The following is a 13,887-nucleotide window of genomic DNA, read 5'->3' as shown; positions in this document are numbered from 1 at the left end:
TATTATAGGTTTTTTTCATTTTATGTCGGGGAGGATAAAATATGATCATTTTGGAGTCAAAACTTGCTTGGACAGATGAATCACGTCATTTCCCTCGAAATGGTGCAAATTATGATCATGACACGTAAAAAATAAAACTTGACGCCTTTGGGATACCTTATTCAACAGCTCAAGCATCCGTTTTGTCCTCTTCCCATCAAAATTAACAAAACTGTCATCGATGATAAGGGGAAAAGGATCATCCGCAAAAGTATGATCGGCAAGTGCTAGCCTTAAGGATACATAAATCTGCTCAGCCGTTCCCCGGCTGACTTCCTCGGCCTCGAAATTCAACCCATCGCTCCGCTCTACACGTAACCCTTCACCTTTTGGCTCCAGGATGATTCTTTGGTAGCGACCATTCGTTAGAAAAACTAAATGTCGCTCCGCTTCCGCGATTACCTTTGGAAGCCGTTCCCTTTTATATCGGTCCAGGGTTTTATTTAATAAGCCTTTAGCCAATGCCAATTTTGCCCATCCCTTTGCTTCCTCGTTAAAAGTGGCTTTTGCTTCATGGAAACGATGCAGCAACTCCTCATAAACGCCATTTGCCTCCAACTGTTTGATCTTATATCGGGTATCAGCTTGGTTCTCCAGTAAAACTGTTTTTTCCTTTACTAGATCCTTCCGTCTTTGTTCCAAGTTTTCAACCGAATAAACGCTGATTCCTTGTTCGGAAAGTGTTTGGATTCGTTCCGGTTGCATATCCACTTGGCTCAATTGAATGTTGAGTAATTCCCATTGCTTTTGCAGCATAATTCTTTCATCAGCCAAAATGGCTTTTTCACGATATGTTTCTTCACTATCCACCTTAGCTTTCGTAAATAGCTGGTCCTTCTCCTTTTCAAGATAGTCTTTTTCCAGCATCAGGCTTTCTTTTTCACTCATTAAATCTCTAAGTACCTGCTTCCATTGCACCAACTTGGCTGTTTGTTCCGCCATGAGGTGGACTTCCTTTTTCAACGTTAGGATGGCTTCCCTCCATGTGGATGGCTCTTTGCCGATCTGTAAGGAATAATCAAATAATGCATCCGATATACTATGGAAATCGGCTTTTAATAAGCGATGGGTCTCGATATATTCATTCTTTCTTTCAACTGCTGCCTTCCACTTCACCAACTCGTCAAAGGTAGACTCCAGATTGACGTCCGAACCTGAATGCGGGAAGCCCCAAGAAGTCATGATGGCATTCACGGCTTCTTGTAGCTGTGCCTTTCTCTCCTCCCATGCGGCATATTCCTGGATGGTGGATTCGAAGGCATCCTCCCGTTCTTTATATTTAAACATTTCATGGTCCAGCTGTTTTTGAAGGTCATCATCTTGTTTGAGGAGCTGCCCCATCGTCTCTGCACTCATGTCTCTGTGAGATTTATCGACCCGATCCAACGCTGCTCGTTTCCTTTTCGCTTGCTCAAGTTGCGCAGACTGTCCAACCAAACTATCGTCACCTTTGGAAAGGAACCGAGAAACAGCCAATACAATGGCTGCACTCAGTAAAATAAATCCGCCTAGGCTCTGGCCTTTGACGAAGCTTCCTATCGCAATCACACATATGAGGACAATCAATCCGCCAGTTAGTAAGTGGAAGCGCTTATGATGATCCTGTCGCTTCTTCCGGGAGTCTAGTTGGCCCTCCAGCTCTGAAATTTGCTCATCAAGAAATTGCCTTTTCACTTCGTCAAAGTTGGAATCCTGTCGTTTGTTGACGATGGCTTCCAACTCGTTTCTTTTTTCCGAAGGCATAAGCTTTGACTTTAACTCCTTCATCCGTGCTTCCGTCGTGTCCAGACCCACTTTTTGCCGACTATATTTTTCATCAAGCAGATTTTCACTTTGGTGCAAATGATGCTTTTCCCTTTCCGCTCTCTTTATTTTTTCTTTCATGAACGTACTGGTATCAAGCTTACTGATATGTTGATCAGCAGCATCCCAAAATAAATCCTGCTTAATCCTTTCGATTTTTTTTACTTCAGCTTGAATTTCATGTTCTACTTTCCTTATTTCCAGCTCTAGCTTATCCAGCATCGCCCCTTGTTCGATGGCAAATTCGACCTTTTCTTTATGCTTTCTAAGGAACGAACCACTTTCATTTTGCATAAGGTCCCTTTCGATTTTACGCACCTTCTCATTCAAGGCCGCCAGTTGAGCATTTAATGGAACTTCAACGGCTTGCAGCTGCTCTAACCGCCTCAAACCATCCGAAGGAAAATTCATGTCCCCGATGTCATTCAATCTTGCTTCAATTTCCCGGCGTTCCTCGAATAATGGCTTAATTCGTAAAAAAGATCTCGATTCAACAAGTTTTCTCTCCATCTCTTGGATTTGTTCCAGACAGCTGGCCAGTTGACTATTCAGCTCGATTTCATCTTGGCACAAAACAGTATAAGACTGTTGTTCCACTTCGGCAGCTTTGACTTGTTTCTCCAATTCCTTAAGCTCTTTTATTTTCACGTTTAATAGTGGTTTCTGCCCGGAAGGTTTGAACCGGAGATCCATCTCCTTCTGTAGCTTCGTTTCAGCCTCCAGCAACCGATCATTCCCTATCAGGCCTGCCGAAAGTAAATATTTACTCATGTCCCCTTCACTAAGGGCTGACAAGCCTTGTAACCCCTGAAGGTCAAAAGAAAAGATGGACTGATAATAGTTTTTATCCATGCCATGAAGAATTTCATTGAGCTCTTCTTCGCCTCCGGTTCTCCCGTCCTGGAATGTGATTTTCACATCTCCCGTTGCCTTCCCCTTCACCCGTTCAATGATGACTTCACCATCTTTTTTTGTAATAAGCGTGAGTCTCCCGCCATACTTGGCATGAAGTTTAGGCTCATATCGCCGAACATTTTGAACCTTTGTCGGAAAACCAAATAAAAGACTGTGTATGAATGACATGATTGTGGATTTACCTGACTCATTCTCCCCAAAGAAGACCTGCAGCTGCCCCATTTCTAAGAACCTCTGGTTTTCCAGTTTCCCATAGCCATAAACATGGAGGTCTTTAATTTTCAAATCGGTTTCCTCCTTCAATTGACCATTATGATTCAAATACCTGCAACAGCCATCTTTCAGCCTCATTCATGAGCTCTTGCTCCTCTTCCTGACTCAAGGCATCGAGAAATCTCCTTGATTCAGCCTGTTTATAAAGTGGCGCTAGGACCTTTTCTATATCGGCAAAATCAGCAGTCAATTTGGATATTTCATTTGTAAAAGGTGTCAGCCTTTTTCCCGCTTTACGTAAGGAAGATGGCTGAAGGGTGATCTTATGTATCCACACGAATGATTGCTCCTGCTCTTCCTCTTCCTGTAAAAGACGGGTTAAATCTTCTAGTAATTCACGTGAGAAGACACAAGGATCCTCGACATCCAGCTGGATGTCTATGAGATAACCCTTATCATCCGAACGTTTTTGCCCGATCATCTCCTTGAACTGCTTATAAAGATCATCAAAGCCAGCGGTTGCCGGGACTTTAAACAGTACACTTTCCCATATCAGCTCGGAAGTTTCGATAAAGGAGTGCCTTTTTTCTTCTCCGTCCATTTCGACCAACACACAGCCCTTTACACCCGACTCCTTCCGATTCCTCCCTTGTATATTTCCCGGATAGATGACAAGTGGATATTCTGAAACGACCTGGCGCTTATGTATATGACCTAATGCCCAATAATCAAAGTCCTTTTCAGTAAGCTCATTCAATGAAAAGGGAGCATAGTTTCCATGATCCGAATTTCCTTCTAAATTCCCGTGAAGAAGGCCGATATGATAATCGGCAGCTTCTGATTTTACATACGATTCTATCATTCGTTCCGTTACATGCCTCCGTGGATAACTGAAGCCATATAAATGGACTTTCGTTCCGTCCATCTTTTCAAACCGCTTGACTTCCATTTCGTCTGAAAAAATATGCACATTTTCAGGAAAGTCCACCTTAATCCAAGAGCCATTAAGGTGATCATGGTTCCCATGAACGATGAAAACCGGAATCCCATGTTGCTGAAGTCTTTCCATTTCACTCCGAAAACGGACCTGTGTCCGAAGATTCCGATTTTCCCCATCAAACAAATCACCTGATATCACCATGAAGTCGACATGGCGACAGATCGCATTCTCCACAATTCTTTGAAAAGACTTAAATGGACTTTCCCTGATGTCTTTTAATATGGATGCCGGCAAATCCCTCAATCCTGAAAAAGGGCTGTCCAAATGAAGATCTGCCGCATGAATGAACGTAACGGCACTCACCAAACCACCTCGTCCCCTAACATTTATTTACTTTTATTTTATCATATCCAGAACATACTTTCCCATATTAATGACAGGAATGATTCCAGTTAATTTAGGTGAAAACAGTATAGACCATTTTATAAATAAAAAGACCGAATCGCAGGCATTTTTAGATGCACTCCATTCGGTCTTTGTTTTTATTTGAAGATATCCATGCTTAAATATCGCTCGCCATTATCCGGTGCAATACACAGTACACGTTTTCCTTTTCCAAGGCGGCGCGCTTCCTGAAGGGCACCCCAGACAGCGGCACCACCTGAAGGCCCAATTAAAATACCTTCCTTCGCAGCCATGTCCTTCATTGTCGATATGGCATTTTCATCCGTTGCTTGTAGGATTTCATCGAAGACATCCGTATTTAAAATGCTTGGAACAAAACCTGGGCTTGTTCCGACAAGCTTATGAGGACCTGGCTTCCCTCCTGAAAGAACAGGTGAGCCTTGGGGCTCGACGACAACAACCTTTAGCTCAGGCAGCGCTTCTTTCAAAGCTTCACCTGTTCCTGTAATTGTTCCACCTGTACCAGCAGTTGCGATAAACACATCGAGATTCCGATCCATTTGGTCCAATATCTCGACTGCAGTCGTAACCCGGTGAATATCTGGATTGGCCTTATTTTCAAATTGCTGTGGGATAAAGCTATTAGGAATCTCTGCGGCTAGCTCCTCCGCTTTTCGAATCGCACCTGGCATCCGGTCTGCCGCTGGAGTAAGGACCACTTCCGCCCCATAGGCTTTCAGTATATTGATTCTCTCTTTTGACATATTATCCGGCATGACCATGATCGCGCGGTAGCCTTTGGCAGCAGCATTCATGGCAAGACCAATTCCCGTATTCCCTGAAGTCGGCTCGATGATCGTTGCCCCAGGTTGGATTAGCCCATCCAGCTCAGCCTGACGGATCAAATTAAAGGCTGCCCGATCTTTTACACTTCGGCTTGGATTGAAATATTCCAGTTTGACATATACATCCGCATCGCCTTCCGCGGTTAAACGATTAAGTTTTACGACTGGTGTATCCCCAATCAATTCAGTAACATTATTTACGATTCTTACAGTCATTTCTTAAAAATCCCCTTTCAACTCATTCACATTCATCATTTACTTACTTCTTCATTATTATATCATTTATAAATTTTTGTTTAGTAAAGGAAATACTTGATATTCTATAGGATTAATTTAGTTACCCAAGATATTCACATAAATTGGAACCTTTACCTTGCCTTCTCGGTAAAGGTTCCACGTCCTTATATAATAATGGTCAAAAATGACATAAAATGATAAAATTTTCATTAACAGGTTATATGCTATACAGAAAAATGATTGAACGGTCATTGATGAGAAAAGGGGAGTTTTAACATGAGTAAAGTATACAAATTAACCGTTTTTGAACCGACAGGGGAAAAGCTTTTAGACGAATCATTCACTGCTGAAAGTGATCAACAGGCAAAAGAAATCGGTCAAAAAATCCTGAATGAAAAAAATTATCAAGATCAAACGCACCGCTGCACCTCACCTGCAGGGGCACTATTACTCTTTCATCGTTAAACGGTTGAAAAGTGGAAGCGCTTTTTTATATTTTGGATATTCTAAGAATGGGATAAAAATAGAGAGACCGTCATCCTGACGGTCTCTCTGATTTCATTTCCCGATAAAAACGGGTTTCCTTTTCTCGACAAAAGCACGGATTCCCTCTTTATGATCTTCTGTTTGACGCATTTTCATTTGGGCCGCTTTTTCAATTTCAAGCATTTTTATTAACAAGGGACGATTTTTTTCACTGAGGATCTTTTTCGTTTTAATCATCGCCTGTACCGGACTTTTCAGCCAGATCTGCACTTTTTTCTCGACCGCCTGTTCCAAGGACCCTTCCACCACTTCATGAATGAGGCCTTTTTCTTTTGCCTCATGGGCGGTAAGGACTTTTCCTTCCCAAATCAATTCCTTCGCCCCCACTTCACCAAGACGGCGTTCAAGGAAGAAGTGTCCTCCGCCATCTGGGATCAGTCCGATACCAATAAAGTTCATGGCCACCTTGCTTTGTGAGTCCGCAATGAGGTAATCCGTTGCAAGGGCAATGCTTAAGCCAAGACCTGCCACTGCACCGTGGATTTCACTGATGGTCAATTTAGGCATGAAATATAAGGTTGTAACCAATTCACTTATTCCATCCATGAGGCTATCAAAACCATTTTCCTCATCGGATTCAAGCATCATCTTGATATCTCCACCTGAAGAGAATGCCTTCCCATTCCCTTTTAAAATGACGACGTCAATATCTTCATTCTCGCCCACTTCCTTAAGGGCATAAATAAAGTCGTTTAGCATGGCTGGATTTATTGCATTCATGGACTCTGGGCGATTCAAAGTGACCGTCGCCGTTCTCTCCGTGCATGTAACTAAAACAGTACCTGTAGATGAAGTCGATTCAATATTCACTAATTTTCCTCCTCTTTTCCTTCATTTTTTTCCTATCCATGGTTCTCTTAGCGTTCAACTTTGCAGGTATGCATCCTTAAGCTGTTCACGAAGCGCCCTTTTCAAGAACTTTCCTACACCCGTTTTTGGGATTTCATCCATAAAAATGATTTCATCCGGTAGCCACCATTTCGCAAACTGTGGTTTTAAAAATTCAAGGATGTCTTCCTGCGTCACTTGGTCTTTGTACCCGTCTTTTAAAACGACACAGGCGACTGGCCGTTCCTGCCATTTTTCGTGCGGCATGGCAACGACAGCTGCTTCGAAAACCCCTTCATGGGCCATTAAGGTGTTTTCTATATCAACCGAGGAAATCCATTCGCCTCCACTTTTGATTAAGTCCTTCGTCCGATCGACAATTTTGACAAACCCTTCGTCATCGATTGTGACGACATCACCGGTATAGAGCCAGCCATCTTTAAAGGTTTCCTCTGATCGTTCATCCTTAAAATACTCATCGGCAATCCAAGGTCCTCTTATAAGTAACTCACCCATCTCTTTTCCATCGGGCTTCACTTCACCATCTTGGCCTACGACTTTAATTTCAATCATGGGCGCGACAAGTCCCTGTTTGGCCTTCAGGTCATAAAGTTCTTCCTCAGGCAGGTCATCCTGGTAGCTCTTCGGTTTCGCAACGAATACAAGCGGGCTTGTTTCAGTCATTCCATAGGCATGAAGGAATGGGATATTGTATTTTTGCTCGAATGTCCTGATCATGCTTTTCGGGGCAGCCGACCCACCGCATAAAATGGTGCGCATACTACTTGTGTCATGATTTCCCGTCTCAAGCTCCTTCAACAGCCCAAGCCAGATTGTCGGAACGCCGGCCGCAATTGTGACCTTCTGGGTTTCAATGAGCTCCGCCAAAATTTTCGGTGTGAAGTTCGGTCCCGGCAAGACCATCTTCGTTCCGAACCAAACACTTGCAAATGGCATGCCCCACGCATTTACATGAAACATCGGCACGACCGGAAGCGCTACATCCCGCTCGCTTATTGCCGTCGAATCAGCCAGGCCCAATGCAATCGCGTGCAATAAAATCCCTCTATGTGAATAAAGGACTCCTTTTGGGTTCCCTGTTGTGGCCGATGTGTAACACAAACCTGCTGGAGCGTTTTCATCCAAATCCTTAATGAATGGCTGTGCTGGATTTCCTTCAGCCAATAATGTTTCATAATGATAGACGGGTGATAAAGTAGTCTCAGGAAGCACCTCTTCATCGGTCATGATGATGTATCCCTCAACCGTAGTCAGCTCATCCTTGATCATTTCCAGTAATGGAATCACATCTGGATCTATAAGTAAAAGGCGATCTTCCGCACTATTGACGATATAAGAAATATGCTGAGGAGATAGACGCATATTGATTGTATGGAGGACCGCTCCATGACAAGGGATGGCAAAGTAAGCTTCCAGATGTCGGTGATGATTCCATGCCAGTGTTCCAATTTTGTCACCGGTCTTGATGCCCATTTTTTCGAAGACGCTTGTGAGCCTTCTTGTCCGCTGGGCAGTTTCTGCATACGTAAATGTATGGACTCCGCCGTCCGTACGGGAGACCACTTCTTTTTTCGGAAAATACTTTTCAGCTCTCTCAATGATTTGCGTCATAATCAATGGAGTGTCCATCATAACAATCTCCTCCTTATATAGAAAACGCTTCCATTTATATATTCGACCACATCAAAAATAATCCTTTTTCAATTGATCAGGATTTTACATTTTATTTTATAAATCGACTTCTATTTTGTTTTTTTTATAGAAAATAGAGGTAAAGTATAGATAAATGATATGTAGAGGAGTTAATCCATGGCTAACAATCTTAATGAGGAACTCGATGCTTCCTGTACAAGTGAATACTCTATCCTTTCTCAGGTAATCGTCTGTGAACCAAGGTATATGGAAATACGCGAAGTCATCAATGAAACTCAAAAAGAATTTAAAGAGGAAAACATAGATAGGATACTAGCGATGAAACAGCATACAAATTTTGTGACGGCACTTAGGAATGAAGGAGTAGACGTCATAAAACTACCACCCCAATCTACATATCCAGAACAGGTCTTCACAAGGGATATCGGCTTTACCATAGGTAATACTGTTTATGTTGCCGAAATGGCAAATGCGATACGTTCAGGAGAAGAACTATTATTGAAACTGTGGCTTGAATTAAATGAAATCCGTTATTTCAATGTAAGTAAAGGGAATATTGAGGGTGGTGATGTTATTCTTGATGGAAAAACGGTATATATAGGAATTAGCGATAGAACCAATGAGAAGGCCATTAAGGAACTACAAGGCCTATTACCCGAATACGAGGTCATACCGGTTCCTTTCGTTGAAAAGTATCTCCACTTGGACTGCATATTCAATATTCTTTCACCGACCGAGGCTCTCGTTTTCCCTGATGCCCTTACCAAGAAGGAACTAGACTTTTTAGGTTCACGTTACGATCTGATCGAAGTAAACGGAGATGAACAATTCACAATGGGCACGAATGTTCTTTCCATCGGAAATAAGAAATTGTTCAGTCTTCCTTGCAATAAAAAGGTCAACAATCAGCTTCGAGAACGGGGATATGAAGTAATTGAAGTCGATATAAGTGAAATCATCAAATCCGGTGGCTCTTTCCGCTGCTGTACGATGCCACTTTTACGTTCAAAAAGTAAGGTCACTGAACTCCGTTAAAAACAGGGTGTTTAAACCGGGTCTTCATCAAGGCAGACCCGGTTTATTTTGCATTACGGACCGATTGGGTTACAAAGAAAGCGACGGAACCTAAAAGCAAGATCAGGAAAATGGACAGAGCTAATGTTCCGAGGCCTTCTTCCTTCCCCATCGCCACATGAACCGATTCCCAACTCGTATACAGGAAAAAGAGGATGATCTCCACCTTCAAAAACAAACTCATCATTCGAGCATTTCTATATTGAAATGCAGCATTTTTTTCGGTTATTTCGATTGGGTAATTAAAAAGGTGCGGGACCCTCTCCAACAACGTCAAGCCAACCCATAAAAAAAGGCTGATGGTAGGAAGGAGCCAAATCAACGCTCTTCCTCCCCATCCATCCACTTCTCCTTTTCCATTAAAGTGAATCGGGACTTCGGCGGGTAATGTGTTCCATACACTGATTAAATAAACCAGGTTGATTACGATGAAGAGAAGTGAAACGATATCCATCATTTTCTCAACGCCCGTCTTGGGAAAATGTAAAACCGGATGTTTACTTTTCATGTTTTCCTCCCCCATTTCTTATAGTAAGAATCGGTTATTGTAGTAAGTCCAAGATGACAGCAGAGTCTTCTTCGTTTAATTGCACATACTTGTTTTGATCATCTTTCGTAACTTCCAGCGCATGTTCACCGGAACCCAACCACACAAAGTAAACAGGGATTTCATCCCCAAAGTTGCGATCATTAAAGTAGAAGATGAAGTCTGCTTTCCGGTCATCTTTCTCCATGGGATTTTCCTTCCACGTCACATTTTCCAAAATTTCTTTTGTTTTTACAGTCTTTTTCATATTTATGTTTTCTTTATAGGCTTCAAATCTATATGTATCTTTTCCTATTCGTTTTTGGATTGAAATACGTTCTTCCCTATCAGAACAACCCGAAGCAAACGTTAATGATACTAGGCATAGTGCAAATAAAATTAATCTCCACTTCATTACCTCCACCCCCTATGCAAACTACTTTCCCATATAGTCATTATACTCGTTCACCCATGGAAAATAATAGGATTGTTCAAGCTGAAAGAGGAAAAACCTCCAAGCTGATTGCCTGAAAGTTTCCGTCTCGATTATTTGAGTGAATCAACCAAACCAAATCGTAAATAGCTGTTCATTCACACCAAGGTTATACATATAATAAATTCCGAAAACCGTACTGACCACACCCGTCAACCGAACGAGAGAGCGATTCATTTTTTTTGAGGAAGCGCTAGTCACAAACGGAATGCTCAATATGGTCGTAAACAAGAGCATGCCTAAACAGGTCCCCACCCCAAAAACAATGATATATAAAGCTCCCTGCCAGGCAAAGTCTATCGTGCTCATCGTAAGAAGGACCATCGCGGCACTTCCGGCAAGTCCATGGACGACCCCAATGAACATCGATTTCAGGTAGGTATTTCTTTCAAAATGGTCATGTTCATGAGCATTCTTCCAGGAAAAAATCGTGGTCATTCCTAGATACACCAACATGATTCCCACAAGAAACTCGAGTGACATTGCCCAAGCTTCCGGTATCTCATCTTTCAACAGGATCAGGACGACACCGAAAACCAAGAGTGTCAGTGTATGACCAATTCCCCAAAACACCCCGGCGAGCGACGACCTCCAGATTTTCTTGCTTCGGCTGGCAATGGTCGAAACAGCGATCACGTGATCCGGTTCAAGAGCATGCTTGATGCCTAATAAAAATCCGATTCCTAAAACTAGCAATAAACTCATTTCCATACCACTCAATCCCGTCTATTAATAAGTTAGTATTTACGGTAAAACACAACATCTTTCTGCAATGCAAGGCTCCGTAAAAGATTCTCGGAAACGGCGAATATTTTCTCGATTAACTGAGTTTGATTCGCCAATACCCTTACCATCAGTCCTCGTATAGGCAATCTCGAAAAACCGATTCTTGCCTTTTGCCCGAAATCAGATAGCGATTCTTCTAATTGCGTTATCATGTCCTCACTTAGCCCATCATGTATGAACAATAATGAACCAAAATGGCTGTATCCTTCCAATAACAAAATGGATTCCATCTGATCGGATGGTTGCAATAATACATGATCCATAATCAGCCTTTTCCCATCATAAAACACATTCATTTTCGAACGAATCCAATCGTATGTAAAATCCTTGCCACTCTTGGACCATCCCGGGGTGAAGATATCCGTGAGCAGTAGCCCTGACCCTTTATCCATATGTATGGTCGTATCTTGTATATACCGTGCACCTTCATATGCAATCAACGGGTCCTGAACGTAGGTAAGGAAGCTTCCCTTTCTTAATACCATTTCAGTCTCCTGCCTTGCCGGTTCTCCCGTAGTTTTATATACCTTTGTCGCAGACTGGGTCGTCAACGTCAAATGTGCTCCTTCTTCTAAACAGAAAAACTGTTGGTAGCAATCACCTCCGACATAACCACCCCCGACATGAATGAGAAAGTAGGTGGGTGAAGTTTCATCCAGAAAAACAGGACGGGACAGTTTGAAAGCTCCCTCATGATAACTGTCCTTCACAATCGTCCGCCCCTTTTTCAGTACTGACGTCAAGCGGATGCTACCGGTCCAATTCATTGCTCTAACCCTATGAAAAAGGCCTCGGATTTAATCCAGTTCACCACATCCTCTAATCCTTTTTCATCTTTTAAATTCGTAAAAAAGAAGGGCTTATTTCCGCGTGTTGCCAATGTATCGCGTTCCATCACTTCAAGACTAGCTCCAACGTAAGGGGCCAAATCCGTTTTATTAATGATGAACAAATCCGATTTGATCATCCCTTGTCCGCCTTTTCGCGGGATTTTCTCCCCTTGGGCCACATCTATGATATAAATCGAAAAATCCACGAGCTCCGGACTAAATGTGGCTGCTAAATTATCACCGCCGCTTTCAACGAAAATTAAATCAAGATCAGGATGAAGGTCCTCCAATTCATCAATCGCCGCGAAGTTCATCGAAGCATCTTCCCGAATCGCCGTATGCGGACAGCCTCCCGTTTCCACCCCGATGATTCGATTTTCAGGCAACACACCGTTTTTCATGAGAAAAAGAGCATCTTCCTTCGTATAAATATCATTCGTGACGACGGCCATGCTGAAATCATTTGCCATTGCCCTCGTCAACTTTTCGACGAGCATCGTTTTCCCGGCACCAACCGGGCCACCTACACCAATTTTTACAACCTGCTTCATCATAATCGGTTTGTCCCTTCTAAGAGCAAACCTTTCACCTCTTTTCTATTCAACTCATAAATAGCCTTACATGTAATTGCTCATGCCTCATTTGGGAGATTTCCAATCCCGGTAACGTCCTCCCAAGCTCATCCTCTGTCATTTCCTTGATTACTACCACCGCTGATTGTATGATGCCATGTGTCCATAACAACAATGATTGTCCAGCCGTCTGTCCTAACGGGATTCCTCTGACTGCATTTTGAATGAGTGAAGAAACGGCCGCATACAGGCAAGCTGTGATGGCCATGTCCACGGAAATGCCAAGCTCCGTACAAACAAGTGCAAAGACGATCGCCGGATGACCGTAACATTTCTTTTCTTTGATTTTGATTAGATAGATTGACAACATATCGGATGGGTACAGTGTCATACAAAGCTTTGCCATCTGCTGCCCAATCCTTCTTGAGGCTTCCCTTGATTCTTTGGCAGAACAGCTCGCAAATAGCTTTTCATCCAAATCCCAAATCCCTTCCTCATCTTGATCCAGAATGAGTGCATATGCGATACGGCACCCCAGGCCATCGGTATAAGATAAGGACTTCAAGATATAGACCTTTAAAAATTCTTTGAAAGAGTGTGCATCATGAATCCTCTCTTCCTGTATATAGGTCTCCATCCCAAAGGAGTGGGAAAACGAACCAGACGGAAAATTCGAATCACAAAGCTGGATGAGCGGAAACAACCGTTCATTCATGAGAATGTCCGATATGACGGAATGCCTGTTTTACCTTTCTTTTCTCACGACGAAAGGGAATGCCTTGCTCTGCAAGCAGCTCTTCAACCAGATAATCATATTGAACCAGCATTTCATCCCCCTCAAATTGTGCCGGCAAATGGCGATTTCCCAATTGATGTGCGATATTGCCCATCTGCCCGACGGATGTAGGCGTGATGGTTAAGATATCATCATCGATCGTCTGAACCACGATCATATTCTTTTCATCCATATACAAAATGTCGCCATCCATTAAATCTTTGTTTTCCTTGAGCCTTATTCCAATCTCATGGCCATGATCCGTTTTCACACGTTGAATTCTTTTTCTTAAAGCATCGCTTTCTAGAAAAACCCGTTCCGTATGTTTCGGTTTATTTTGAATGGACTCAACGTTTCCTATCACCTTTTCGACAATCATGCTATTC

At 42.7% G+C, this 13,887-nt stretch carries 14 protein-coding genes; 2 read left to right on the top strand and 12 right to left on the bottom strand.

Going from position 1 to position 13,887, the window contains the following annotated elements; translation table 11 throughout:
• Positions 1-45: 45 nt before the first annotated feature.
• The 3 genes from AC503W_RS04920 to cysK all read right to left on the bottom strand — a co-directional run bounded on the left by AC503W_RS04920 (position 46) and on the right by cysK (position 5,376).
• Complete coding sequence (locus tag AC503W_RS04920) at positions 46-3,042, bottom strand: ATP-binding protein (protein ID WP_494916298.1); 2,997 nt, start codon at positions 3,040-3,042, stop codon at positions 46-48.
• Between the two features lie 25 nt (positions 3,043-3,067).
• Positions 3,068-4,273: a metallophosphoesterase family protein gene (locus tag AC503W_RS04915; RefSeq protein ID WP_494916297.1), complete on the bottom strand. Its 1,206-nt coding sequence runs from the start codon at positions 4,271-4,273 to the stop codon at positions 3,068-3,070.
• 179 nt (positions 4,274-4,452) lie between these two features.
• Positions 4,453-5,376, bottom strand: a complete 924-nt coding sequence (cysK, locus tag AC503W_RS04910) for a cysteine synthase A (protein ID WP_402955726.1) — start codon at positions 5,374-5,376, stop codon at positions 4,453-4,455.
• A gap of 297 nt (positions 5,377-5,673) precedes the next feature.
• Here cysK and AC503W_RS04905 point away from each other — a divergent pair, with 297 nt between their 5' ends.
• Positions 5,674-5,862 (top strand): YhzD family protein, encoded by a 189-nt coding sequence (locus AC503W_RS04905; RefSeq protein WP_427651667.1) that lies wholly within the window; start codon positions 5,674-5,676, stop codon positions 5,860-5,862.
• A 93-nt stretch (positions 5,863-5,955) separates the two neighbouring features.
• Here AC503W_RS04905 and AC503W_RS04900 read toward each other — a convergent pair whose 3' ends face one another.
• Together AC503W_RS04900 and AC503W_RS04895 are read right to left on the bottom strand one after the other, a co-directional pair.
• Positions 5,956-6,747 (bottom strand): enoyl-CoA hydratase, encoded by a 792-nt coding sequence (locus tag AC503W_RS04900; RefSeq protein ID WP_427688111.1) that lies wholly within the window; start codon positions 6,745-6,747, stop codon positions 5,956-5,958.
• A 60-nt stretch (positions 6,748-6,807) separates the two neighbouring features.
• Positions 6,808-8,424 carry a long-chain fatty acid--CoA ligase gene (locus tag AC503W_RS04895; protein ID WP_494916294.1) on the bottom strand — a complete coding sequence of 539 codons (1,617 nt, stop codon included), beginning with the start codon at positions 8,422-8,424 and terminating at the stop codon, positions 6,808-6,810.
• Between the two features lie 177 nt (positions 8,425-8,601).
• Here AC503W_RS04895 and AC503W_RS04890 point away from each other — a divergent pair, with 177 nt between their 5' ends.
• Entirely contained in the window at positions 8,602-9,480 is an 879-nt protein-coding gene (locus AC503W_RS04890; protein WP_494916292.1) for a dimethylarginine dimethylaminohydrolase family protein, read from the top strand.
• A 43-nt stretch (positions 9,481-9,523) separates the two neighbouring features.
• Here AC503W_RS04890 and AC503W_RS04885 read toward each other — a convergent pair whose 3' ends face one another.
• The 7 genes from AC503W_RS04885 to ureE all read right to left on the bottom strand — a co-directional run bounded on the left by AC503W_RS04885 (position 9,524) and on the right by ureE (position 13,880).
• Complete coding sequence (locus AC503W_RS04885; protein WP_402867696.1) at positions 9,524-10,027, bottom strand: DUF1648 domain-containing protein; 504 nt, start codon at positions 10,025-10,027, stop codon at positions 9,524-9,526.
• Between the two features lie 34 nt (positions 10,028-10,061).
• On the bottom strand, positions 10,062-10,460 hold the full coding sequence (locus tag AC503W_RS04880) for a hypothetical protein (RefSeq protein WP_403123539.1): 399 nt from the start codon (positions 10,458-10,460) through the stop codon (positions 10,062-10,064).
• Between the two features lie 144 nt (positions 10,461-10,604).
• Positions 10,605-11,249: a HoxN/HupN/NixA family nickel/cobalt transporter gene (locus AC503W_RS04875; RefSeq protein WP_407407221.1), complete on the bottom strand. Its 645-nt coding sequence runs from the start codon at positions 11,247-11,249 to the stop codon at positions 10,605-10,607.
• A 26-nt stretch (positions 11,250-11,275) separates the two neighbouring features.
• On the bottom strand, positions 11,276-12,091 hold the full coding sequence (locus tag AC503W_RS04870) for an urease accessory protein UreD (RefSeq protein WP_402867693.1): 816 nt from the start codon (positions 12,089-12,091) through the stop codon (positions 11,276-11,278).
• Positions 12,088-12,705: an urease accessory protein UreG gene (ureG, locus tag AC503W_RS04865; RefSeq protein ID WP_402867692.1), complete on the bottom strand. Its 618-nt coding sequence runs from the start codon at positions 12,703-12,705 to the stop codon at positions 12,088-12,090. Before ureG ends, AC503W_RS04870 begins: the two co-directional genes overlap by 4 nt.
• 49 nt (positions 12,706-12,754) lie before the next feature.
• Positions 12,755-13,441, bottom strand: coding sequence for an urease accessory protein UreF (locus tag AC503W_RS04860; RefSeq protein ID WP_494916289.1), 687 nt, complete (start codon positions 13,439-13,441; stop codon positions 12,755-12,757).
• Complete coding sequence (gene ureE / locus AC503W_RS04855; protein ID WP_494916287.1) at positions 13,434-13,880, bottom strand: urease accessory protein UreE; 447 nt, start codon at positions 13,878-13,880, stop codon at positions 13,434-13,436. Before ureE ends, AC503W_RS04860 begins: the two co-directional genes overlap by 8 nt.
• Between the last annotated feature and the right edge of the window lie 7 nt (positions 13,881-13,887).

The sequence above is a fragment of the Peribacillus suis genome (assembly GCF_059384845.1).
This window is presented reverse-complemented; position numbering and strand designations above follow the sequence as displayed.

Excerpts from the sequence above, each read along its gene's own strand:
- AC503W_RS04905 (WP_427651667.1), top strand. The coding sequence starts at position 5,674 with ATGAGTAAAGTATACAAATTAACCGTTTTTGAACCGACAGGGGAAAAG.
- ureG (WP_402867692.1), bottom strand. The coding sequence starts at position 12,705 with ATGAAGCAGGTTGTAAAAATTGGTGTAGGTGGCCCGGTTGGTGCCGGG.
- AC503W_RS04860 (WP_494916289.1), bottom strand. The coding sequence starts at position 13,441 with ATGAATGAACGGTTGTTTCCGCTCATCCAGCTTTGTGATTCGAATTTT.
- ureE (WP_494916287.1), bottom strand. The coding sequence starts at position 13,880 with ATGATTGTCGAAAAGGTGATAGGAAACGTTGAGTCCATTCAAAATAAA.
- AC503W_RS04875 (WP_407407221.1), bottom strand. The coding sequence starts at position 11,249 with ATGGAAATGAGTTTATTGCTAGTTTTAGGAATCGGATTTTTATTAGGC.
- AC503W_RS04885 (WP_402867696.1), bottom strand. The coding sequence starts at position 10,027 with ATGAAAAGTAAACATCCGGTTTTACATTTTCCCAAGACGGGCGTTGAG.
- cysK (WP_402955726.1), bottom strand. The coding sequence starts at position 5,376 with ATGACTGTAAGAATCGTAAATAATGTTACTGAATTGATTGGGGATACA.
- AC503W_RS04880 (WP_403123539.1), bottom strand. The coding sequence starts at position 10,460 with ATGAAGTGGAGATTAATTTTATTTGCACTATGCCTAGTATCATTAACG.
- AC503W_RS04890 (WP_494916292.1), top strand. The coding sequence starts at position 8,602 with ATGGCTAACAATCTTAATGAGGAACTCGATGCTTCCTGTACAAGTGAA.
- AC503W_RS04870 (WP_402867693.1), bottom strand. The coding sequence starts at position 12,091 with ATGAATTGGACCGGTAGCATCCGCTTGACGTCAGTACTGAAAAAGGGG.
- AC503W_RS04895 (WP_494916294.1), bottom strand. The coding sequence starts at position 8,424 with ATGATGGACACTCCATTGATTATGACGCAAATCATTGAGAGAGCTGAA.